The organism is Kineococcus rugosus (genome assembly GCF_050871975.1).
In the GTDB taxonomy this organism is placed as follows: domain Bacteria; phylum Actinomycetota; class Actinomycetes; order Actinomycetales; family Kineococcaceae; genus Kineococcus.
The window spans coordinates 19,819-42,564 of record NZ_JBJLSJ010000004.1 but is presented as its reverse complement, the minus strand read 5'-3'; the positions used below and the strand labels follow the sequence as shown (position 1 = coordinate 42,564).

Below are 22,746 nucleotides of genomic sequence, written 5' to 3'. Positions count from 1 at the left end.
GGCGCGGCCTCTGGCAGGGTCGGTCCATGACCACCCTGTTGCTGCCCTCGACGGCCCGCACCCTGGACGACCTGCTCTCCGGTGCGCAGTCCGCGTCCCGGCTGCCCTCGGTGGTGGCCGGGCTGGTGCGCGACGGCGAGCTGGTCTGGACCGGGGCGGCGGGCACGACGGGGGTTCCGGGCGACCCGGGCCCGGAGACGCAGTACCGCATCGGGTCGATCACGAAGACGTTCGTGGCCGCGGCCGTCCTGCGGGCGGTGGAGGACGGGCTCGTGGGCCTGGAGGACCCCGTGCGCGCCCACCTGCCGGAGCTGACCGACGGCGTGGGGCGGGTCACGGTCGGTCAGCTGCTGGGGCAGGCCGGTGGCGTGCAGGCCGAGACGGACGGCCCGTGGTGGGAGCGGACGCCGGGCGGGGACTGGGCCTCGCTGGTCCCGCTGCTGGGCGAGGGGGCCGTGCGGCACCGCCCGGGGACCCGGTTCCACTACTCCAACGTCGGGTTCGGCGTGCTCGGTGAGCTCGTCGCCCGGGTGCGGTCGGCGCCGTGGCACGAGGTCGTGCACGCGCAGTTCCTGGAGCCGCTGGCCATGGCGCGCACGTCGCTGCGCCCGCAGGCCCCGGCCGCGCAGGGGCTGGCGGTGCACCCGTGGGCCGACGTCGTCCTGCCCGAGCCGGAGCACGACGCCGGGGCGATGGCCCCGGCCGGGCAGATCTGGTCGACGGTCCTGGACCTCGCCCGCTGGGCGGTGGTGGTGGCCGGGAACTCACCGGTGCTGCAGCGCGCGACGGTGGAGTCGATGTGGGAGCCGCAGAGCGTCGACGACACCCGAGGCGGGGCCTGGGCGAGCGGCTACGGGCTGGGGCTGCAGGTGTGGAACGCCGGGGGCCGGCGGTTCGCGGGGCACTCGGGGTCGATGCCCGGCTTCGTGGCGATGCTGCGCGTCGACGTCGCCACCGGTGACGCGGTGATCGCCCTGACGAACTCCACGACGGGTTTCGGCGACCTGCCCGCCCGGCTGCTGTCGACGCTGCGGGAGACCGAGCCGCACCCCCCGGTGCCGTGGGTGCCGCGCGAGGTGCCCGCCGACGTGCTGGAGCTGGTGGGGCCCTGGTACTGGGGCCCGGCGCCGCTGCTGGTGCGCGCGAGCGCCACGGGGTTCGAGCTGGCGGGGATGCACGGGTCCGGTCGCGGGTCGCGGTTCGTGCGCGAGCGCGTGGTGGCCGGCGAGCAGGTCTGGCGGGGCCTGGACCACTACTACGCCGGTGAGCTGCTGCGCCCGGTCCGCGGCGGCGACGGCGCGGTGTCGCACCTGGACCTGGCCAGCTTCCGGCTGACCCGCACGCCGTACGACCCGGCGGCCGACGTGCCCGGCGGGGTGGACGGGCGGGGGTGGACGCCGCTGTCGTGACCGCCACGTACGCTGGTGGGGTGACGATCGCACCGGAAGGCCGTCGGATGCTGCGCATCGAGGCGCGCAACGCCGAGACGCCGATCGAGCGGAAGCCGGACTGGATCCGCACCCGGGCCCGCACGGGGCCGGACTACACCGAGCTGAAGGGCCTGGTGAAGTCCGGCGGCCTGCACACGGTGTGCGAGGAGGCGGGCTGCCCCAACATCTACGAGTGCTGGGAGGACCGCGAGGCGACGTTCCTCATCGGCGGCTCCGAGTGCACCCGCCGCTGCGACTTCTGCCAGATCGACACCGGCAAGCCGTCGCCGCTGGACCGCGACGAGCCCCGCCGGGTCGCCGAGAGCATCCGCACGATGGGGCTGCGCTACGCGACCATCACCGGTGTCGCGCGCGACGACCTCGCCGACGGCGGGGCGTGGCTGTACGCCGAGACGATCCGGCAGACCCACGCCCTCAACTCCGACGGCGACTTCCACACGGGCGTGGAGATCCTCGTCCCGGACTTCAACGGCCGGCCCGAGCTGCTGCAGCAGGTCTTCGACGCCCAGCCGGAGGTCTTCGCGCACAACGTCGAGACGGTGCCGCGCATCTTCAAGTCGATCCGCCCGGCCTTCCGCTACGAGCGGTCCCTGGACGTCATCACCGCCGGCCGGGACGCGGGGCTGGTGACGAAGTCGAACCTCATCCTGGGGATGGGCGAGACCGACGAGGAGGTCCTGGCCGCGCTGCGGGACCTGCACGAGGCCGGCTGCGACATCATCACGATCACCCAGTACCTGCGCCCGACGCCCCGGCACCACCCGGTCGAGCGGTGGGTGAAGCCGCAGGCGTTCGTGGAGTTCTCGCAGGCCGCGCAGGAGATGGGCTTCGCGGGCGTCATGGCCGGCCCGCTGGTCCGGTCGTCCTACCGGGCGGGCCGGTTGTGGGCGCAGGCCATGCGCCACCGCGGCGTCGCGATCCCCGAGCAGCTGGCGCACCTGGACAAGGAGTCCCCCGCGGCGCAGGAGGCCTCGAGCCTGCTCGCCCGCTGAACCGGGGGCCGGCCGTGCGGGCCTATCCTTGCCCTCATGGCACGACGGGAGAAAGCCGGCGCGACAGCGGCGCCGAAGCCGAAGAAGCAGCGGTGGAAGCGCACCCGCCAGCTCAAGCAGGTCTACGACATGACCGTGCGGGTCGACCCGTCGGCCAAGTGGTGGCTGCTGCTGGCGTTCGCGGGCCCGATCGTCCTGGGGCTGGTCGTGGGCCTGCTGGTGGACCACCCGATCTACTTCACGATCCTGGGCGTGCTGCTGGGCGTCCTGGCGGCGATGTTCGTGCTGGGGCGGCGCGCCGAGAGCGCGGCCTACATGAACCTCGAGGGCCAGAAGGGCGCCGCGGGCGCGGCGCTGTCCTCGATCCGCCGGGGCTGGACGGTCGAGCAGGAGCCGGTGGCGGCTGAGGCCCGCAACCAGGACATGGTCTTCCGGGCCCTCGGGCGCGGCGGGATCGTGCTGGTCGGCGACGGCCCGCCCACCCGCGTCCGCCGGTTGCTGGAGGCGGAGCGGCGCAAGGTCGCCCGGGTCGTCCCCAACGTGCCGGTCCACCTGTTCACCGTCGGCGACGGCGGCTCGGAGGGCGAGGTGCCGCTGCGGAAGCTGGCCTCGCGCGTCCAGCGCCTCAAGCCGCAGCTGACGAAGCAGGAGGTCGCCGCCGTGCAGAAGCGGCTGCGGGCCCTGGGCGGGATCCGGCCGCCGGTCCCCAAGGGCATCGACCCGATGAACGCCCGCCCCGACCGCCGGGCCATGCGCGGGCGCTGACCCGCCGGGAGGCGTCGAGCCCCCGTGACCACCGGCCCGCGGGCCGGTCGGTCGCGGGGGCTCCGTGCGTCGGGGGCTCCGTGCGTCGGGGCCGGGGTCAGCGGCGGACGACGACGGTGCGGGAGGCGCGGTCGTGCAGCCCGCGGCGGTCGCCGTCGAAGACGACGGCGGGGATGACCAGGGTGAGCAGCACCGCGCGGGCCGCGCCGAGGGCCAGGCCCACCGGCCGACCGTCGAGCCGTCGCACCGCGAGACCGGCGACGGCGTGGCCGATGCTCATGCCGACGGTCGAGACGAGCAGCACGTGCATGGCGAGGAAGACGAGCAGGGGGCCGAGGTCCCGGCCCAGGCCGGTCAGGAAGGCCCGCGCGATGAGCGTCGCGACGGCCCAGTCGACGAGGAGCCCGACCACGCGTCGGCCCCAGCCCGCGACGGCGCCGCGACCGGTGGCGGGCAGCCCGAGCCGGGCACCGGCGGGGGGCTCGGGGGTCTGGCTGGTCGTCGGGTCGGCCACGGCACCAGGGTACGTGCCGTCCACCGGGCCCCCCGGTCCACCCTGTCGCCCGATCTGACGCGTCGGTAAGGTTGCGGAAACGCCGGCGTAACGAGCACGAAACATCGTGCCCCTACGGTCGGCGCGTCCGCGGCGGCTCGACACCCGGGCCGGATCCGTTCCTGGAGGTTGGATGTTCAGCAACGCCCAAGAGGTCGTCGACTTCATCGCGCGCGAGGACGTGAAGTTCGTCGACATCCGGTTCTGCGACCTGCCCGGTGTCATGCAGCACTTCACCGTCCCCGCCGGCACGGTGGACGTCGACGCCCTGTCCGAGGGCCAGATGTTCGACGGGTCCTCGATCCGCGGCTTCCAGGCCATCCACGAGTCCGACATGAAGCTCATCGCGGACCCGACGTCGGCCTTCCTGGACCCGTTCCGGAAGGAGAAGACCCTCGTCATCAACCACTCGATCGTGGACCCGTTCACGAACGAGGCGTACAGCCGCGACCCGCGGAACATCGCGGCCAAGGCCGAGGCGTACCTGAAGACCACCGGCATCGCGGACACCGTCTTCTTCGGGCCCGAGGCCGAGTTCTACATCTTCGACGACGTGCGGTTCGAGACGAACCAGCGCGAGTCGTACTACCACATCGACTCCATCGAGGCCGCGTGGAACACCGGCCGCAAGGAGGAGGGTGGGAACCTCGGGTACAAGACCCGCTACAAGGGCGGGTACTTCCCCGTCGCCCCGATCGACCACTTCTCGGACCTGCGCGACGAGATGGTCGTGGAGCTGGAGAAGGCCGGCCTGCAGGTCGAGCGCGCGCACCACGAGGTGGGCACCGCCGGCCAGGCCGAGATCAACTACAAGTTCGACACCCTGAAGAACGCCGGCGACCAGCTGCTGCTCTTCAAGTACATCATCAAGAACGTGGCGCTGCGCAACGGTCACACCGTGACCTTCATGCCCAAGCCGCTGTTCGGCGACAACGGCTCGGGCATGCACTGCCACCAGTCGCTGTGGAAGAACGGCGAGCCGCTGTTCTACGACGAGAAGGGCTACGGCGGCCTGTCCGACCTGGCCCGCTGGTACATCGGCGGCCTGCTGCACCACGCGCCGTCGCTGCTGGCCTTCACGAACCCGACGGTGAACTCCTACCACCGCCTGGTCCCCGGCTACGAGGCCCCGGTCAACCTGGTCTACTCGGCCCGCAACCGCTCGGCGTGCATCCGCATCCCGATCACCGGGAACTCCCCCAAGGCCAAGCGCATCGAGTTCCGCGTGCCGGACCCGTCGGCCAACCCGTACCTGGCGTTCGCGGCGCAGCTGATGGCCGGCCTGGACGGCATCAAGAACCGCATCGAGCCGGCCGACCCGGTCGACAAGGACCTCTACGAGCTCCCGCCCGAGGAGCACGCGAACATCAAGACGGTCCCCTACGACCTCGGGTCCGTGCTGGACGCGCTCGAGGCCGACCACGAGTACCTCCTCGAGGGCGGCGTGTTCACCGCCGACCTCATCGAGACGTGGATCGACTACAAGCGCACCAACGAGATCGACCCGATCCGGCTGCGCCCGCACCCGCACGAGTTCGAGCTCTACTACGACATCTGATCCCCCGCTGCGCCCGCTGCCGCGGTGAGTCGCCCGGACCCCCACCCCCTCCCGGGGGTGGGGGTCCTCGGCGTTCGCGGGCCACCCCGCGGCCGGGCCGCTGACCGGGCGCGTCGGGCTGCTGACCGGGTGCCACCACCGGGAGTATCTTGTGGATCTCCGGTGACAGGACGTCGCCGCTTCGACACGACCCGAGGACGGGGTGCCCGGTGCCGACGACCACCACCTGCCGTGCGTGCCGCGCCGGCATGCGCGAGGCCGACACCTTCTGCTGGACCTGCGGTGAACGCCGTGAACCGGTCGCCCCGCAACGGCTGGAGGTCGTCACCGCACCGCGCGCCCGCTCCCGGTCGTGGCCCGTGGTGGCGGCGCTCGCCCTCGGGCTCGTCGCGGCGGTCGCGGTGTCCCTGTGGTGGTTGCTGCGCCCTGCCGACGACAGCGCCCGCACGGTCGCCGCCTCCCCGAGCGCCGCACCGGCCACCGCACCGGCCACCGAGTCGGCCACCGCGTCCGCGCCGGCACCGGTCCCCGCGGTGGAGCCCGTGGCGAGCGCCCCGGCCCCCGCGCCCACCCACCCCGTCGGGCCCGTCGTCCCGACCGGGGCGAGCGCGCCCAGCACCTCCCCCGACAGCGCCGACGCCGCCGGGCGCACCACCGGCTACGACGTCGAGAACGTGCTCGACGGCTCGCCGTCGACGGCGTGGCGGACCGAGGGCGACGCGACGGGGTCCACGCTGACGTTCACGTTCGACGGCGCGGTCCGCCTCACCGAGGTCGGGCTGGTCAACGGTTTCGCGAAGGTCGACCCGTACGACGGGACCGACCGCTACGCGCAGGGCCGGCGCATCACCGCGGTGACGTGGACGTTCCGGACCGCCACGGGACCGGTCCCGGTGCGGCAGACGCTGCGCGACGGTGACCGCGGGGTGCAGCGGCTGACGGTCACGCCCGTGGAGGCGACGTCGGTGGACCTCACCATCGAGGACGTGACCCGTCCGGGCGCTGGTGGGCGGTTCGACCGCACCGCCATCAGCGACGTGGCGTTCGCGAACTCCTGACCCCCGGGGAACCCGGTCGGGCGCGCGGGGTGGGCGGCCGTAGGTTGTCGCAGTACGCACAGCCGTCCGCACGAGGAGAAGGTGGAGAACGTGAGCCGAGCAGTGGACACGCACGGTCAACCTCTGAAGCTGGGTTACAAGGCGTCCGCGGAGCAGTTCACCCCCGGCGCCCTGGCCGACTTCGCCGTGCAGGCCGAGGAGCAGGGCCTGGACTCGGTGTGGATCTCCGACCACTTCCAGCCCTGGCGACACGTCGACGGGCACGCCCCCTCGGCCCTGACCTGGCTGCCGTGGGTCGCGGCGAAGACGTCCCGCGTGCAGCTGGGCACCAGCGTCCTGACCCCCACCCTGCGCTACAACCCCGCCGTCATCGCCCAGGCCTTCGCCACCCTCGGGGTCCTGGCCCCGGGCCGGGCGATCCTCGGCGTCGGCACCGGGGAGGCCCTCAACGAGCACGCCGTCGGCGTCGACTTCCCCGAGGTCAAGGAACGCTTCGCCCGGCTGCGCGAGGCCGTCCGGCTCATCCGGCGGCTGTGGACCGAGGACCGCGTCACCTTCGAGGGCGACTACTACCGCCTGCACGACGCCACCGTCTACGACCGCCCCGAGCAGCCGGTCCCGATCTACGTCGCCGGCGGCGGGCCGGGCGTCACCAAGTACGCCGGCCGCGCCGGGGACGGGTACATCTGCACCTCCGGCAAGGGCATGGACCTGTACTCCGAGACGCTCCTGCCGGCGCTGCGGGAGGGGCTGGAGGCGTCGGGGCGCGGCGAGGACCGGATCGACCGGACCATCGAGATCAAGCTGTCCTTCGACGAGGACCCCGACCGGGCGCTGGAGAACACCCGCTTCTGGGCGCCGCTGTCGCTGACCGCGGAGCAGAAGTCGCAGGTGCACGACCCCGTGGAGATGGCCCGGCTGGCCGACGAGCTGCCCATCGAGCAGGTCGCCAGGCGCTGGATCGTCTCCTCCGACCCCGCCGAGGTCGCCGCCCGGGTGCAGGAGTACGTCGACGCCGGGTTCACCCACCTGGTGTTCCACGCCCCCGGCCACGACCAGTCCCGGTTCCTGACCCAGTTCACCGCCGACGTCGTGCCGCTCCTGCGCCCCTGACGGCTCAGACCTCGCTGCGGCCGTAGAAGACGCGTTCGACGACGGCCCGGCAGCGACGGGTGGTGCGCAGGTACAGCTCCTCGAACTCCCGGGAGCTGCCGGGCTCGAAGCCGAACATGCGCGCCACCCCGTCCAGGTCCCGGGCCTGGGTGGGCAGGGAGTCGCCGGGCTTCCCGCGCCACAGCGCGACGGCGTTGCGGGCCCGGGAGGCGAGGTCCCACGCCGTCAGCAGCACGTCGGCGTCCTCGGCCGACACCAGCCCGGCCGCGGCCGCGGCGCGCAGGGCGCCGGGGGTCGACAGCGAGCGCAGCCCCTCGTGCTCGGCGGCGTGCTGCAGCTGCAGCAGCTGCGCGGTCCACTCGACGTCGGAGATCGCGCCGCGGCCCAGCTTCAGGTGGCGGGCGGGGTCGGCGCCGCGGGGCAGCCGTTCGGCCTCGACGCGGGCCTTGATGCGCCGCACCTCGCGGACGTCGGTCTCCGACAGGCCCCCCGCGGGCCAGCGCAGCGGGTCGACGAGGGCCAGGAAGCGTTCCCCGAGGTCGGCGTCGCCGGCGACCGGGCGCGCCCGCAGCAGCGCCTGCGCCTCCCAGGACAGCGACCAGCGCCCGTAGTAGGCGCGGTAGCTGTCCAGGGAACGCACCAGCGGGCCGTTGCGCCCCTCCGGGCGCAGGTCGGCGTCCACCTCCAGCGCGGGTTCGGGTCCGGCGGCCCCCAGCCGGCGGCGCAGGTCGGCGACGACCTCGGTGGCGACCTGCTGCGCGTGCGTCTCGTCGGCGCCCGGCAGCGGGTCGTGGACGAACAGGACGTCGGCGTCGCTGCCGTACCCCGTCTCCCCCGCCCCGAGCCGGCCCATGCCGACGACGAGGACGCGGGTGGGCAGCGGCCGCCCGGACCGGCGCTCGGCCTCGCGCAGGGTGCGGCGCAGCGCGACGTCGAGGACGGCCTGGTCAGCGTCGGCCAGGGCCCGGCCCACCCCGGCGAGGTCGCGTGCGCCGACGAGGTCGGCGACGACGGTGCGGAACTGCTCGCGCCGGCGGACCCCGCGGGCCGCGAGCACCGCGGCGTCGAGGTCGTCGCGGCGCCCGGCGGCGGCCTCGGCGTCGGCGATGACCTCGTCGACGTCCTCGGCGGCGAGCCGGTCGTCGTCGGCGAACACCGCGACGGCCTCGGGTGAGCGCAGCAGCAGCTCGGTCGGCATCCGCGCGGCCGAGAGCACGTAGGCGAGGCGCTCGGCGGCGGCCCCGGCGTCGCGCAGCATCGTGAGGAACCACTGCGTCCCGGCGAGCGCCTCGGACACCTGGCGGAACGCGAGGAGCCCGGCGTCGGGGTCGGCGCCGTCGGCGAACCAGCCGAGCATGACGGGCAGCAGGGTGCGCTGGATGCTGGCGCGGCGGCTGACCCCGCCGGTGAGGGCCTGCAGGTGGCGCAGGGCGCCGGCCGGGTCGCGGTAGCCGAGGGCGGCGAGCCGTTCGCGGGCGGCCTCGGTGGACAGCTGCGCGTCCAGGCGCGCGTCGGCGGCGGGCAGCTTGGCGACGGCGGTCAGCAGCGGCCGGTAGAAGAGCTTCTCGTGCAGCCGCCGGACGTCGCGGCGGGTGCCGCGCCACACCTCGTCGAGGGCCTTGACGGGGTCCGGGCGCAGCCCCAGGGACCGCCCGAGGCGGCGCAGGTCGGTCTCGGCGGTGGGCAGGACGTGCGTGCGGCGCATCCGGTGGACCTGGATGCGGTGCTCCAGGGACCGCAGCAGGCGGTAGTCGCGGTCGAGCTCGCCGGCGTCGCTGCGGCCGACGTAGCCGTAGGCGGCGAGGGCCTCGAGGGCTTCGAGGGTGTTCGCGCTGCGCCGCAGCCGCTCGTCGCTGCGGCCGTGGACCATCTGCAGCAGCTGGATGCTGAACTCGACGTCGCGCAGCCCGCCCGAGCCCAGCTTCAGCTGCCGGTCGGCCTCCTTGGAGGGGATGAGGGACTCCACGCGTCGGCGCATGGCCTGCACCTCGGCGACGAACCCGTCGCGCTCGCTGGCGCTCCACACCATGGGGGCGATCGCGGTGAGGTAGTCCCAGCCGAGGTGGGCGTCGCCGGCGACGGGACGGGCCTTCAGCAGGGCCTGGAACTCCCAGGTCTTGGCCCAGCGGCGGTAGTACTCCACGTGGCTGGCCAGGGTCCGCACGAGCGGGCCGGCCTTGCCCTCGGGACGCAGCGCGGCGTCGACCTCCCACAGGGAGCCCTCGCCGGTGGGGGTCGAGCAGATCCGCTGCAGCGCGGCGGCCAGCTTGGTGCCGACGGCGAGGGCGTCGTCCTCGGCCGCCCCGGGCGCGGGTTCGGCGACGTACACGACGTCGACGTCGGACAGGTAGTTCAGCTCCCGGCCGCCGGTCTTGCCCATGCCGATGACGGCCAGCCGGCAGGCCCGGTGGGAGCCGGGCCCGGTGGCCGGGTCGTGGCCGGGCAGCTCGGCGCGGGCGACGGCCAGGGCGGCTTCCAGGGCCGCCGCGGCGAGGTCGGCGAGCTCGGCGGAGGTGACGTGCAGGACGGCCAGCGGGTCGGGCGAGGCGAGGTCGCGGCCGGCGAGCCCGAGCAGGCGGCGGCGGTAGGCGATCCGCAGCTCGTCCTCGGGGGCGCGCGGGCAGCGGCCGGGGTCGGCGACGGGGACGGCGGCGCCGGGGTCGGCGCCGACGGCGGTGAGCAGCTCGGCGCGCAGCTCGCCGGGGTCCGGCGGCACGGCCGAGACGAGCACCGTCCAGTGCCCGGGGTGGCGCACGAGGTGGTCGCCGAGGGCCACCGACCCGCCGAGGACGCCGAGGAGCCGGGCGAGGGTGCCGCCGGCCCCGGGGGCGTCCCCGCCGCGCAGCAGGTCGAGCGCGGCGGCCACGACCTCGGCGTCGGCCGGGGGCGTGTCGCGGTCGGTCCCGGCGGTGAGGGCCTCGGCCCAGCGGACCAGGCCCAGCAGGGCCTGGTCGGGGTCGGCGGTCCGGCCCAGCGCCCGCACGAGCGCGCCGGTGCCGGCGGCGAGCTCGGCCTCGCCCTCGGCCCGCACGACCCCGGCCAGGGCGGGGTCGCGCAGCAGCCGCAGCGAGCGCTCGGGGTCGGCGAACCCGGCCCGGACGAGCTGCGCGGCCGCCGACGACCGCCGGCCCGGGGTGCTCATCGCGGGGCGCTCACAGCAGCGGGAGGTACCGCTGGAGCTCGAACGGGGTCACCTGGGCGCGGTAGTCGGCCCACTCCTGGCGCTTGTTGCGCAGGAAGTAGTCGAAGACGCCCTCGCCGAGGGTCTCGGCGACGAGCTCGGAGCGCTCCATCACGTAGATGGCGTGCTCCAGGCTCTGCGGCAGCGGCTCGATGCCCATGGAGCGGCGCTCGGCGTCGGTGAGCGACCACACGTCGTCCTCGGCGCCGTCGGGCAGCTCGTAGTCCTCCTCGATGCCCTTCAGGCCCGCGCTGAGCAGCAGGGCGAACGCGAGGTACGGGTTCGCGGCGGAGTCCAGCGCGCGGTACTCCACGCGCACCGACTGCCCCTTGGACGGCTTGTACATGGGGACGCGCACGAGCGCGGAGCGGTTGTTGTGCCCCCAGCAGATGTAGCTGGGCGCCTCCCCGCCGGACCACAACCGCTTGTAGGAGTTCACGAACTGGTTGGTGACGGCGGTGATCTCGGCGGCGTGCCGCAGGATGCCGGCGATGAACTGCCGGCCGGTGCGGGAGAGCTGGTACTCCGCCCCGGCCTCGTAGAAGGCGTTGGAGTCCCCGTCGAACAGCGACAGGTGGGTGTGCATGCCCGACCCCGGTTCCCCGGCGAGGGGCTTGGGCATGAAGCTGGCGTAGACGCCCTGGTCGCGCGCGACCTCCTTGAGGACGGTGCGGAACGTCATGATGTTGTCCGCGGTCGTCAGGGCGTCGGCGTAGCGCAGGTCGATCTCGTTCTGGCCGGGGCCGCCCTCGTGGTGGCTGAACTCGACCGAGATGCCCATGCTCTCCAGCGTGGAGATGGCGGTGCGGCGGAAGTCCGTCGTGGTGCTGCCGGGGTGGTTGTCGAAGTACCCGACGTAGTCGACCGGCTCGGGCGTCTGGCCCCGCTCCAGCGGCCCCTTGAAGAGGTAGAACTCGATCTCGGGGTGCGTGTAGAACGTGTAGCCCGCCTGGGCGGCCTTGTCGAGGGCCCGCTTGAGGACGAACCGCGGGTCCGAGCGCGCCGGCTGCCCGTCGGGGGTGAGGATGTCGCAGAAGATGCGCGCGGTGCCCTGGTGCTCGTCGCTGGAGCGCCACGGCAGCACCTGGAACGTGGACGGCTCGGGCTGCAGGAGCATGTCCGACTCCGAGACGCGGCTGAGCCCCTCGATGGCCGAGCCGTCGAAGCCGATGCCCTCGCCGAAGGCGCCCTCGAGCTCGGCGGGGGCGATCGCGACGGACTTCAGCGTCCCGATGACGTCGGTGAACCAGAGCCGGACGAAGCGGATGTCCCGCTCCTCCAGCGTCCGGAGGACGAACTCCTGCTGGCGGTCCATGGCACCCTCTCTGCTCGCTCCGTTCGCCGGGACCGCGCGGTCCCCGCTGCCCCGCGCGGGTCGGTGCGGTCATCATCGCGCACCGGGGCACCGGGCCGGTCCCGCACCCCGGGTCCGCGCCGCGGCCGGACCGCGCCGGGGCCCGCGCGGCGGGCTCACTAGGCTGGTGCCATGCCCCAGCTGCGCGTGGCCATGGCCCAGATCGACACGACCGTCGGCGACCTCGACGGGAACGTCGCGGCGATCCGGGAGTGGACGGGCCGGGCGGCGCGCGAGGGCGCGCACCTGGTGCTGTTCCCCGAGACGGCGGTCACGGGCTACCCGGTGGAGGACCTGGCGCTGCGGCGGTCCTTCGTCGACGCCTCCCGGCGGGCCGTGGGGCGGCTGGCGGCCGAGCTGGCCGACGACGGCCACGGCGAGGTGACGGTCGTGGTGGGGTACGTCGACCACCACGAGGGGAAGGGGCGGCCGCAGAACTGCGCGGCGGTCCTGCACGGGGGCCGGGTCGTGGGGCGCTACGCCAAGCACCACCTGCCCAACTACGGCGTGTTCGACGAGTACCGCATCTTCACCCCCGGCGACGACCTGCTGGTCGCGCGGGTGCACGGGGTGGACGTGGCGATCGCGATCTGCGAGGACCTGTGGCAGGACGGCGGCCCGGTGCAGATGGCCGACGACGCCGGGGCGGGGCTGCTCGCGGTCCTGAACGGCTCGCCGTACGAGCGCAACAAGGACGACGTGCGGCTGGAGCTGGTCGCGCGGCGCGCGGCGGAGGCCGGTTGCCCGATCGCCTACGTCAACGCCGTCGGCGGCCAGGACGAGCTGGTCTTCGACGGGGACTCGCTGGTCGTCGCGGCGGACGGGACGGTGCTGGCGCGCGGGCCGCAGTTCGAGGAGTCCCTGGTGGTGACGGACCTGGACCTGCCCGAGGCGGTGCGGACGCCGGGCTGGGAGGAGCGCATCGCGCGCGTCACGGTGAGCACCGACCCGGTGCCGGCGTACGAGCCGCGCACCGCGCCGGTGCACGAGCCGCTGCCCGACGTCGCCGACGTCCACGCCGCGATCGTCCTGGGCCTGCGGGACTACGTGCGCAAGAACGGTTTCCGCTCGGTCGTCATCGCCGTCTCCGGCGGCATCGACTCGGCGCTGGTGGCCTCCCTGGCCTGCGACGCGATCGGCGCGGGGAACGTCGTGGGCATCTCGCTGCCGTCGGCGTACTCCAGCCAGCACTCCCAGGACGACGCGCGGGACCTGGCCGACCGCTGCGGCTTCGAGTACCGGCAGTTCGCGATCGCGCCGATGGTCGAGGCGTTCCTGGCGACGGTCCCGCTGCAGGGGGTCGCGGAGGAGAACCTGCAGGCGCGGGTGCGCGGGACGACGATCATGGGCCTGGCCAACCAGGAGGGGCACCTGACCCTGGCGACGAGCAACAAGAGCGAGCTCGCGGTGGGGTACTCGACGCTGTACGGGGACTCCGTCGGCGGGTACGCACCGCTGAAGGACGTGCCCAAGACGCTGGTGTGGGAGCTGTCGCGCTGGCGCAACGCCGAGGCGGTGGCGCGCGGGGAGCGGCCGCCGATCCCGGAGAACACCATCACCAAGCCGCCGTCGGCCGAGCTGCGCCCGGGCCAGGTCGACCAGGACTCCCTGCCGCCGTACGACGTGCTCGACGCGATCCTGGAGGACTACGTCGAGGGCGACAAGGGCCGCGCGGACATGCTGGCGGCCGGGTTCGACGGCACGCTCGTCGACTCGATCGTGACGCTGGTCGACCGGGCGGAGTGGAAGCGGCGGCAGTTCGCCCCGGGCCCGAAGATCTCCTTCAAGGCCTTCGGCCGGGACCGGCGGCTGCCCATCACGAACCGCTGGCGCGAGCCGCGGGCGGTCGAGCCGGTGCACTCGGCCGCGACGACCGGGGAGCGCTGAGGTGCCGTACGCCACCGAGGCCCCCGCGCGGCGGCGCCGGACCCGCGTCCACCACCTGCGGGAGTGGAAGGACGCCGGGGAGAGGTGGGCGATGCTCACGAGCTACGACGCGATGACGGCGCAGGTCTTCGACGAGGCCGGGATCCCGGTGCTGCTGGTGGGCGACTCGGCGGCGAACACGGTGTTCGGGATGTCGAGCACCCTGCCGGTCACGCTGGAGCACCTGCTGCCGCTGACCCGGGCGGTGGTGGCCGGGGCGCCGCACGCGCTGGTGGTGGCGGACCTGCCGTTCGGCTCCTACGAGGCCTCCGACGAGCAGGCGGTGCTCTCGGCGGTGCGGCTGATGAAGGAGGGCGGCGCGCACGCGGTGAAGCTGGAGGGCGGCCTGCGCACGGCCTCGCGGGTGCGGGCCGTCGTGGCGGCCGGGGTGCCGGTGATGGCCCACGTCGGGTTCACCCCGCAGTCCGAGCACGCGCTGGGCGGGTACCGCGTGCAGGGCCGGGGCGAGGCGGCCGAGCAGGTGCTCGCCGACGCCCGCGCGGTCGCGGAGGCGGGGGCGTTCTCGGTGGTGCTGGAGATGGTCCCGGCCGCGGTGGCCGAGCAGGTCACCCGGTCCCTGGCGATCCCGACCGTCGGCATCGGCGCGGGTCCGGGCTGCGACGCGCAGGTCCTGGTGTGGCAGGACTTCGCGGGCCTGTCGGACCGGACGGCGAAGTTCGTCCGCAAGTTCGCCGACCTGCGCGGGCAGCTGGACGCGGCGGCCCGGGAGTACGCCGCGGCGGTGCGCGACTCCTCCTTCCCCGGGCCCGAGCACTCCTTCTGAGCGCGCTCAGCGCTCCAGGGTCAGGACGAGGGCGTCGCGGCGCACCTCGTCCAGCGCCCGGCGCACCGCCCCGAGGACGACGACGTCACGGCCCAGGGTGGAGGCCACGACCACCGGGTGCGGCTCGTCGAGGAACCGGGGCAGCGCGGCGTTGACGCGGTCCACGACCCCGCCGGCGCCGGCGCCACCGCCGGCCACGACGACGCGCTCGGGGTCGAAGAGGCTGGCCAGCGAGACCACGACGCGGGTGAGCCGCTCGGCGGCGACCGCGAGCAGCGACCCGGCGAGCTCCTCCCCCGCCTCCGCGGCGGCCACGACGTCCTCGGCGGCGCCGGTCCCGCCGGCGGCGCGCACGAGGTCGCGCAGGACCTTCCCGAGGCCGTCGGCCGACCCGACGCCCTCGACGATGTCGAGGTAGCGCATCTCCCCGACGCCGCCGCGGGCGCCGCGCAGCAGCCGGCCGTCGTCGACGACCCCGGCGCCGATGCGCTCGCCGGCCAGCAGCGTGACCTGGTTGCGCACCCCGCGGCCGCTGCCCAGCCACCCCTCGGCCAGGGCGGCGAGGTTGGCGTCGTTCTCGACGAGCGCGCGCCAGCCGTGGCGGTCGGCCAGGTGGGCGGCGAGGTCGGGGTTCATGAACCGCCAGTACGGGTTCCCGGTGAACTCGGTGCGCCCGGAGGGGGCCACGGGGGCCGGGACCCCGACGGCGACGGCGAGGACGGCCGGGGACCCGGCGGCGGCCAGCGCCCGCCGGGCGGTGGCGCCGACGGCGTCGAGCCGGTCGGCGGCGGGGGTGCGCGCGGGGTCGTGGTCGACGGTCTGCGCCGCCTCGGCCAGGGTCCGGCCGCGCAGGTCGGCGACGCGGGCGGCGATGCGGTGCTGGCCGGCGTCGACGCCGACGACGGTGCCGGCGAGGACGTCGAAGGCGTACCGGCGCGCGGGGCGGCCCTTGGTGTAGTCCCCCGCGGCGCGGCCGTTGGGCAGCTCGCGCAGCCACCCGCGGCCGATGAGCTCGTCGCAGACGTCGTGCACGGTGGCGCGGGACAGCCCGGTGGCGGCCATGAGGTCGGTGCCGGTGACGCCGGGTTCGGAGCCGTCCGGCGCGGGGGGCAGGTCCCAGACGTGGTGCAGCACGGCGAGCGCGTTGTCGTCGCGCAGCCGCCGCGTGACCGAAACCCCCTGCGCCACCCCTTGACCCCTTCCCACCGGCTGGGCACACTTTAGCCAGCCCTTAGATTTAGGCCCCAGATCAAGTGTCGATCATCGGAGATCCGCGTGAGCACGAACCCGAACGACTGGTGGCGCGAGGCCGTCGTCTACCAGGTGTACCCGCGCAGCTACGCCGACTCGAACGGCGACGGCGTCGGCGACCTGCCCGGCATCACCTCCCGGGTGCCGTACCTGCGCCGGCTCGGCGTCGACGCCGTCTGGCTCTCGCCCTTCTACCCCTCGGCCCTGGCCGACGGCGGCTACGACGTCGACGACCACCGCGACGTCGACCCCCGCATCGGCACCCTCGAGCAGTTCGACGAGCTGGTCGCCGCGCTGCACGGCGCCGGCATCAAGCTCGTCGTGGACATCGTCCCCAACCACTCCTCCGACCGGCACGCGTGGTTCCGGGAGGCGCTGGCCGCCGGGCCCGGCTCCCCCGAGCGGGAGCGGTACGTGTTCCGCCGCGGCGGCGGCGCCGACGGCGAGCTGCCGCCCAGCGACTGGACCGCGGCCTTCGGCGGGCCGGCGTGGGAACCCGTCGGTGACGGCGACTGGTACCTGCACCTGTTCGCCCCCGAGCAGCCCGACTGGAACTGGGCCCACCCCGACGTGCGCGCCGACCACCTGCGCACCCTGCGGTTCTGGGCCGACCGCGGCGTCGACGGCTTCCGCATCGACGTCGCCCACGCCCTCACCAAGGACCTCACCGAGCCGCTGCCGTCGAAGGCCGAGCTGGCCGGCCTCCTCGACGGCTCGCACCCCCTGTTCGACCGCGACGAGGTGCACGAGGTCTACGCGCAGTGGCGCGAGCTGTTCGACCGCTACGACCCGCCCCGCACCGCCGTCGCCGAGGCCTGGGTCCCGGCGCACCGCCGCGCCCGCTACGCCTCCCCCGAGGGCCTGGGCCAGGCGTTCAACTTCGACCTGCTCAAGGCCGACTTCGACGCCGCCGCCTTCCGCGAGGTCGTCACCGACAACCTGCGGTTCGCCGAGGAGGCCGGCAGCTCCTCGACGTGGGTGCTGTCCAACCACGACGTCGTGCGCCACGCCAGCCGCTACGCGCTACCGCCGGGGACCGACGAGAACGCCTGGCTGCTGTCCGAGGGCAAGGACCCCGTCCCCGACGCCGACGGCGGGCTGCGCCGCGCCCGGGCCGCGACGGCGTTCATCCTCGCCCTGCCCGGCAGCACCTACCTGTACCAGGGGGAGGAACTGGGGCTGGCCGAGGTCGCCGACCTGTCCCCGGCCGCCCTGCAGGACCCCACGTGGCGCCGCTCCGGCGGCGAGCAGAAGGGCCGCGACGGCTGCCGGGTCCCGATCCCGTGGACCGCGGCCGGCCCCTCGCACGGTTTCGGGTCCGGCGGCGCGCACCTGCCGCAGCCGTCGTGGTTCGCCGACGTCGCCGTCGACCGCCAGGACGGCGTGGAGGGCTCCACGCTGGAATTCTACCGGCAGGCCCTCGCCGCGCGGCGCCGGTTGCGGACCGGCGACGACCTGACCTGGCTGCCCTCCCCCGAGGGCGTCGTGACCTTCACCCGTCCGGGTGGCTGGACCGTCCTGACGAACTTCTCCCACCCGGGAGTGGAACTGCCCGCCGGGCGGGTCGTGTTGTGCAGCGGACCGCTGCGGGGGAACCTGGTCCCCCAGGACACCACGGTGTGGCTCGAGGACGAGCCCGCCTGATCCCCCTGGGGGATCCGCACGACCCGCGCGGGCGACGGTGCCCGCGCGGGAACTCGACGGAGGGACCGCTCGTGCCATCGAGAACCAGCCGGAGGACCTTCCTCGGCGCCGCCGCCGCGACGGCGGGACTGGCCGCCTGCGGCGCGCCCGCGGGGTCGCAGGGCCGGACCACGATCCGCTTGTTCGAGTCCAAGACCGAGGTCATCGAGTACGTCTCGGGCCTGGTGGAGGAGTTCAACCGGTCCCAGAGCGACATCTGGGTCGTCCACGACTCCTCGCAGACGTCGCTGACCGCGCAGTTCGTCCGCGGCGCGCCGCCGGACGTGGGCATGTTCAACTACAACCTGGAGACCGCCTCGTTCGTCTCCACCGGCGTCCTGGTCGACCTGGCCGGGACCCCCGAGGCCGACAGCGTCGACCCGCAGTACCAGGACCTCGTGGACCAGTTCGCCAACCACCGGGGCGAGACGAGCGTCCTGCCCTACTCGATCACCGCGGCCGGCGTCCTCTACAACAAGGCGCTGTTCGAGCAGAACGGCGTGGCGGTCCCCACCACCTGGTCCGAGCTCATCGCGGCCTGCGAGACGTTCGCCGCCAACGGCGTCGTTCCCGTCGAGCTGACCTCCGCCGAGGTGTGGACCCTGGCCCAGGGCCTGTTCGACTACACCACCGGCAGCGCCGCCGACGTCGCCGCGTTCTACGAGGCGCTGAAGTCCGGCGAGGACGTGACGTTCCTGGAGACGTTCGGGGAGGCCGGCCGCAAGATGGTCGAGTTCTCCCGGCACGCCAACCCCGACAACGCCAGCCGCACCTACCCCGACGGGAACCTCGCGTTCGGGCGCGGTGAGGCCGCCATGTACCTGCAGGGGCCGTGGGCCCTCAACGAGGTCTCCAAGGTCGACCCCGACCTGCCGGTGGACACCTTCCCGATGCCGGCCACCGAGGACCCCGCCGAGGCCCGGACCCGGGTGAACCTCGACCTGTCGCTGTGGATCCCGAAGTCCTCCCCGCACCAGGAGGAGGCCCGCGCGTTCGTGTCGTGGCTGATGTCGCCGGACGTCATCGGCCGGTACAACGGCGACAACCTCGCCACGTCGCCGCTCAAGGGCGCCCCGCCGCAGACGGACCCGCGCATGGCGGGCCTGCAGGCGAGCCTGGCCGAGGGCCGGATCTACCAGGGCGCCAACACCTACATCCCGCCCGGCGTCCCCGTGGGGAACTACGTCCAAGACGCCGTGTTCACCGGCGACTCCGACACCATGCTGCGCCGGCTCGACGAGGACTGGGGGCGCCTCGCCGCACGCGACGCGGTCTGATCCCCCCTGCCGAGCGACACCCCTCGACGACGACGGAGTCCCGATGGCCACCACCACCCGCACGACCGGCACCGCCGCCGACCGCCTCGCGGTCCAGCGCCGGCCCCGCAAGCGTGTCGACCCCACCTTCTACCTGTTCCTGCTGCCGACGATCACCCTGTTCACCCTGTTCATCACCGTGCCCGCGCTGCTGGGGGCCGGGGTCAGCCTCACGAACTACATCGGGTTCGGCGACTTCGACGTCGTGGGGTTCTCCAACTTCCGGGTCCTGTTCACCGACCCGAACATCCGCGACGCCTACGGGTTCACCCTGCTTTTCGCGCTCGTCACGGTCGTCCTCACCAACGTCATCGCCCTGCTGCTGGCGCTGGGCCTGAACGCGAAGATCCACGCCAAGACGTTCCTGCGCAGCGTCTTCTTCATCCCGATGGTCGTGTCCGGGATCGTCATCGCCTTCGTGTTCAACTACCTGTTCTCGACGTCGATCCCGCAGGTGTTCGACGCCGTCCCCGCCCTGCAGACCAGCCTGCTGGCCAACCCGGACTGGGCGTGGTTCGCGGTCGTCATCGTCACGACCTGGCAGGCCGTCCCCGGCGCGATGATCATCTACATCGCCGGGCTGCTCGCCGTACCCGACGAGGTCTACGAGGCCGCCGCCCTCGACGGCGCGGGAGCCTCGCGGCAGTTCTTCTCGATCACCCTGCCGCTCATGTGGGGGTACGTCATCATCAACACCGTGCTCGGGTTCAAGGGTTTCCTCAGCACCTACGACATCATCGTCGGCCTCACCGACGGCGGCCCCGGCACCGCGACGCGCAGCGTCTCGATGGTGATCTTCTCCGGGTTCACCAACGGCGACTACTCCTACCAGATGGCGAACGCCCTGGTGTTCTTCGTCCTCACCGTCGTCATCTCGATCCTGCAACTGCAGCTGATCCGTCGCCGAGGGGTGCAGCTCTGATGACCGCCATCGACCCGACCACCATCCCCACCACGACCCGCACCCACCACGACCTGGCCGTCGTCGGCCGCAAGCCCCGCAAGGGCTGGGCGCTGACGATCGTCCTCGGGGTCTGCTCCCTCACCGTGCTCGTCCCGCTGTACTTCTCCGTCGCCATGGCCCTGAAGACGCCCGAGGAGGCCGTCGCCGGCTCCGGGTTCGACTTCCCGTGGCCGCTGAACTTCGGCAGCTTCGCCGAGGGGTGGACGCTCACCGGGTTCGGCCGCGGCCTGGCGATCTCGGCGGCCATCAGCGCGCTGAGCGTCATCGGCTGCCTGCTGCTGGCCAGCTGGGCCTCGTACGCCATCGTCCGCAACTGGGAGCACAAGCTCTTCCGGTACTCCTACGTCTACCTGCTCGCGGCGATGTTCATCCCGTTCCCCGTCCTGGCCCTGCCGCAGGTCAAGCTCACCGCGACGCTGGGCCTGGACAACCCCGGCGGCGTCGTCCTGCTGCACATCATGTTCCAGATGTCGTTCAGCGTGCTGCTGTACTCCGCGTTCCTGCGGTCCATCCCCGACGAGCTGGAGGAGAGCGCCCGCATCGACGGCGCCTCGACGTGGCAGGTGTTCTGGCGGATCGTCTTCCCGCTGCTGGCCCCCATGAACGCGACCGTCGGGATCTTCGCGTTCCTGGCCAGCTGGAACGACTACATGATGCCCTCGCTCATCACCGCCGAGGCCGACATGCAGACCCTGCCGGTGCTGCTGCAGATCTTCCAGCGCGCCTTCAGCACCGACTACAACGTCGCCTTCGCGTCCTACCTGATGGCGATGGCGCCGACGATCCTCGTCTACGTCCTGGCCCAGCGGTGGGTCATGAGCGGCGTCACCCGCGGGGCCATCAAGTAGCCCGGTGAGCCTGCCGCCCCCCGCGGTCGGGGACAGCTGCGTCCCCGGTCGCGGAGGGCCGGTACCGTCACCCGATGAGCTCGCACGAGGACCGCGACTGGGTGCACAACGCCGTGCGCGTCGTCCAGGCCGACGCCAACCGCAGCGCCGACACCCACCTGCGGGTGTTCGACCTCCCCGCGCAGTGGGGGGTGCGGCTCTACCTCAAGGACGAGTCGACGCACCCCACCGGGTCGCTGAAGCACCGGCTCGCGCGGTCGCTGTTCCTGTTCGGGCTCAGCAACGGCGACATCACCGCCGGGACGACGCTGGTGGAGGCCTCCAGCGGGTCCACGGCCGTCTCGGAGGCCTACTTCGCGCGGCTGCTCGGCCTGGGGTTCGTCGCGGTCGTCCCGGCGCAGACGTCGGCCGCCAAGCTCGACCTCATCCGGCGCCAGGGCGGGCGCCTGCACCTCGTCGACGACCCCGGGGAGGTCTACGCCGCCGCCGAGCACCTCGGCGCGCAGGACGGCTGGTTCTACCTCGACCAGTTCGCGATGGCCTCGACCGTCACCGACTGGCGCGGCAACAACAACATCGCCTGCTCCATCTTCGAGCAGCTGGCCCTCGAACCCCACCCCGAACCGGAGTGGATCGTCGTCGGCGCCGGCACCGGCGGGACGAGCGCGACCATCGGCCGCTACTGCCGGTACGCCCAGCACGCGACGCGGCTCGCGGTCGCCGACCCGGAGGGTTCGGCGTTCGCGCAGGCCTGGCGCACCGGTTCGCGGACGGTCACCGGGCGCGGTTCGCGCATCGAGGGCATCGGGCGGCCCCGCGTCGAGCCGTCGTTCGTGCCCTCGGTCATCGACGAGGTGTTCACCGTCCCCGACGACGAGTCCGTCGCCGCGATGCGGATCCTGTTCGAGCGCACCGGGATCCGGGCGGGCGCCTCGACGGGGACGAACCTGTCGGTCGCGCTGCGGCTGGTGGACCGCATGCGCCGGGAGGGCCGGGCCGGGTCGGTGGTGACGCTGGTCTGCGACGACGGGAACCGCTACCTCGACACGTACTGGGACGACGACTGGCTGCGGGCCAGGGGGTTCGACCTGGACGCCGGGCGGGCCGCGGTGGAACCCTTCTTCCCGTGACCCGCAGCGTGACCCGCACCGAGCTCCGCCTGCCCGACGGGCGCACCCTCGGGATCCACGACACCGGCACGGACCCCGGTGCTTCGGGTGACGGCTCCGGGGACGTGGTGCTCTGGCACGGCGGGACCCCGGGCACGGGGGAACCACCCGCGCCGTGGCGGGAGACCGCCACCCGCTGGATCGGCGTCGACCGCCCCGGCTACGCCCGGTCCCCGCGCACCCCGGGCCGCGCCGTCGCCGACGTCGCCGCCGACGTGCGCGCCGTCCTGGACCACCTCGGCGTCGCGACCTGCCGCGCGGTCGGGCACTCCGGCGGCGCACCGCACGCGCTGGCCACCGCCGCCCTGCTGCCCGACCGGGTCACCTCCGTCCTGGCGGTCTCCGGCCCGGCCCCCTTCACCGGGGAGGACTGGTTCGCCGGGATGGGCCCGGCCTCGCGCGCCACCCTCACCCGGGCCCTGGAGGGCCGCGCGGCCCGCGAGGGGTTCGCACCCGGCGAGCCCGACTTCACCGCCGACGACCTCGCCGCGCTGGACGGGCCCTGGGGGTGGTTCGGCACGGTCGTGCAGGAGGCCACCGCCGGCGGGCCGGGCGGCGAGGTCGACGACGACGTCGCCCTCGTGACCCCGTGGGGGTTCGACCTCGCGACGATCACCGCCCCGGTGGTCCTCGTGCACGGCGAGGCCGACCTCGTCGTCCCGGTCGCGCACGCCCGCCGGCTGGCCGCCGCGGTCCCCGGGGCCGACCTCGTCACCGTGCCTGGCGCCGGGCACCTGTCGGTGCTCGTGGAGATCTCGCGCTGAGGCGCGGCCGGTCCGG

18 protein-coding genes are annotated in these 22,746 nt (G+C 73.8%); 14 read left to right on the top strand and 4 right to left on the bottom strand.

All coding sequences use genetic code 11. The features are described from left to right. The first annotated feature begins 26 nt into the window (after positions 1 to 26). The 3 genes from ACRYM6_RS03095 to ACRYM6_RS03085 are packed head-to-tail and all read left to right on the top strand — an operon-like array spanning position 27 to position 3,208. Complete coding sequence (locus ACRYM6_RS03095; RefSeq protein WP_432541077.1) at positions 27 to 1,409, top strand: serine hydrolase domain-containing protein; 1,383 nt, start codon at positions 27 to 29, stop codon at positions 1,407 to 1,409. A 20-nt stretch (positions 1,410 to 1,429) separates the two neighbouring features. Then, complete coding sequence (gene lipA / locus ACRYM6_RS03090) at positions 1,430 to 2,443, top strand: lipoyl synthase (protein ID WP_432541075.1); 1,014 nt, start codon at positions 1,430 to 1,432, stop codon at positions 2,441 to 2,443. 36 nt (positions 2,444 to 2,479) lie between these two features. After that, on the top strand, positions 2,480 to 3,208 hold the full coding sequence (locus tag ACRYM6_RS03085; protein ID WP_432541073.1) for a DUF4191 domain-containing protein: 729 nt from the start codon (positions 2,480 to 2,482) through the stop codon (positions 3,206 to 3,208). A gap of 97 nt (positions 3,209 to 3,305) precedes the next feature. Here ACRYM6_RS03085 and ACRYM6_RS03080 read toward each other — a convergent pair whose 3' ends face one another. Then, positions 3,306 to 3,722 carry an RDD family protein gene (locus tag ACRYM6_RS03080; RefSeq protein ID WP_432541071.1) on the bottom strand — a complete coding sequence of 139 codons (417 nt, stop codon included), beginning with the start codon at positions 3,720 to 3,722 and terminating at the stop codon, positions 3,306 to 3,308. 172 nt (positions 3,723 to 3,894) lie between these two features. Between ACRYM6_RS03080 and glnA the strand changes: the two genes are divergently transcribed. The 3 genes from glnA to fgd all read left to right on the top strand — a co-directional run bounded on the left by glnA (position 3,895) and on the right by fgd (position 7,490). Beyond that, positions 3,895 to 5,319 carry a type I glutamate--ammonia ligase gene (gene glnA / locus ACRYM6_RS03075; protein WP_432541070.1) on the top strand — a complete coding sequence of 475 codons (1,425 nt, stop codon included), beginning with the start codon at positions 3,895 to 3,897 and terminating at the stop codon, positions 5,317 to 5,319. Between the two features lie 209 nt (positions 5,320 to 5,528). Then, on the top strand, positions 5,529 to 6,377 hold the full coding sequence (locus ACRYM6_RS03070; RefSeq protein ID WP_432541069.1) for an NADase-type glycan-binding domain-containing protein: 849 nt from the start codon (positions 5,529 to 5,531) through the stop codon (positions 6,375 to 6,377). A gap of 90 nt (positions 6,378 to 6,467) precedes the next feature. Further along, a complete protein-coding gene (fgd, locus tag ACRYM6_RS03065) occupies positions 6,468 to 7,490 on the top strand; it encodes a glucose-6-phosphate dehydrogenase (coenzyme-F420) (RefSeq protein WP_432541068.1) in 1,023 nt (340 codons plus the stop codon). A 4-nt stretch (positions 7,491 to 7,494) separates the two neighbouring features. Here the strand turns inward: fgd and ACRYM6_RS03060 are convergent, their stop codons facing one another. Both ACRYM6_RS03060 and ACRYM6_RS03055 read right to left on the bottom strand, forming a co-directional pair. After that, positions 7,495 to 10,632, bottom strand: a complete 3,138-nt coding sequence (locus ACRYM6_RS03060) for a bifunctional [glutamine synthetase] adenylyltransferase/[glutamine synthetase]-adenylyl-L-tyrosine phosphorylase (RefSeq protein WP_432541067.1) — start codon at positions 10,630 to 10,632, stop codon at positions 7,495 to 7,497. A 10-nt stretch (positions 10,633 to 10,642) separates the two neighbouring features. After that, positions 10,643 to 11,986: a glutamine synthetase family protein gene (locus ACRYM6_RS03055; RefSeq protein WP_432541065.1), complete on the bottom strand. Its 1,344-nt coding sequence runs from the start codon at positions 11,984 to 11,986 to the stop codon at positions 10,643 to 10,645. Positions 11,987 to 12,157: 171 nt separating this feature from the next. On the opposite strand from ACRYM6_RS03055, the gene ACRYM6_RS03050 reads away from it, so the two are divergent. Together ACRYM6_RS03050 and panB are read left to right on the top strand one after the other, a co-directional pair. Beyond that, on the top strand, positions 12,158 to 13,912 hold the full coding sequence (locus ACRYM6_RS03050; RefSeq protein ID WP_432541064.1) for an NAD+ synthase: 1,755 nt from the start codon (positions 12,158 to 12,160) through the stop codon (positions 13,910 to 13,912). Position 13,913: 1 nt separating this feature from the next. Continuing rightward, on the top strand, positions 13,914 to 14,735 hold the full coding sequence (gene panB, locus ACRYM6_RS03045) for a 3-methyl-2-oxobutanoate hydroxymethyltransferase (protein WP_432541062.1): 822 nt from the start codon (positions 13,914 to 13,916) through the stop codon (positions 14,733 to 14,735). 6 nt (positions 14,736 to 14,741) lie between these two features. On the opposite strand, the gene ACRYM6_RS03040 is transcribed toward panB, so the two are convergent. Beyond that, positions 14,742 to 15,923: an ROK family protein gene (locus ACRYM6_RS03040; protein WP_432541060.1), complete on the bottom strand. Its 1,182-nt coding sequence runs from the start codon at positions 15,921 to 15,923 to the stop codon at positions 14,742 to 14,744. A gap of 87 nt (positions 15,924 to 16,010) precedes the next feature. Between ACRYM6_RS03040 and ACRYM6_RS03035 the strand changes: the two genes are divergently transcribed. The 6 genes from ACRYM6_RS03035 to ACRYM6_RS03010 all read left to right on the top strand — a co-directional run bounded on the left by ACRYM6_RS03035 (position 16,011) and on the right by ACRYM6_RS03010 (position 22,730). Then, positions 16,011 to 17,630: a glycoside hydrolase family 13 protein gene (locus ACRYM6_RS03035; RefSeq protein ID WP_432541058.1), complete on the top strand. Its 1,620-nt coding sequence runs from the start codon at positions 16,011 to 16,013 to the stop codon at positions 17,628 to 17,630. Between the two features lie 71 nt (positions 17,631 to 17,701). Continuing rightward, positions 17,702 to 18,946 carry an ABC transporter substrate-binding protein gene (locus ACRYM6_RS03030; protein WP_432541056.1) on the top strand — a complete coding sequence of 415 codons (1,245 nt, stop codon included), beginning with the start codon at positions 17,702 to 17,704 and terminating at the stop codon, positions 18,944 to 18,946. A 43-nt stretch (positions 18,947 to 18,989) separates the two neighbouring features. Next, positions 18,990 to 19,907 carry a carbohydrate ABC transporter permease gene (locus ACRYM6_RS03025; RefSeq protein WP_432541055.1) on the top strand — a complete coding sequence of 306 codons (918 nt, stop codon included), beginning with the start codon at positions 18,990 to 18,992 and terminating at the stop codon, positions 19,905 to 19,907. Next, positions 19,907 to 20,797: a carbohydrate ABC transporter permease gene (locus ACRYM6_RS03020; RefSeq protein WP_432541054.1), complete on the top strand. Its 891-nt coding sequence runs from the start codon at positions 19,907 to 19,909 to the stop codon at positions 20,795 to 20,797. Before ACRYM6_RS03025 ends, ACRYM6_RS03020 begins: the two co-directional genes overlap by 1 nt. A gap of 74 nt (positions 20,798 to 20,871) precedes the next feature. Further along, positions 20,872 to 21,927: a PLP-dependent cysteine synthase family protein gene (locus ACRYM6_RS03015; RefSeq protein WP_432541053.1), complete on the top strand. Its 1,056-nt coding sequence runs from the start codon at positions 20,872 to 20,874 to the stop codon at positions 21,925 to 21,927. Next, positions 21,924 to 22,730, top strand: a complete 807-nt coding sequence (locus ACRYM6_RS03010) for an alpha/beta fold hydrolase (RefSeq protein ID WP_432541052.1) — start codon at positions 21,924 to 21,926, stop codon at positions 22,728 to 22,730. Before ACRYM6_RS03015 ends, ACRYM6_RS03010 begins: the two co-directional genes overlap by 4 nt. Positions 22,731 to 22,746 lie beyond the last annotated feature (16 nt).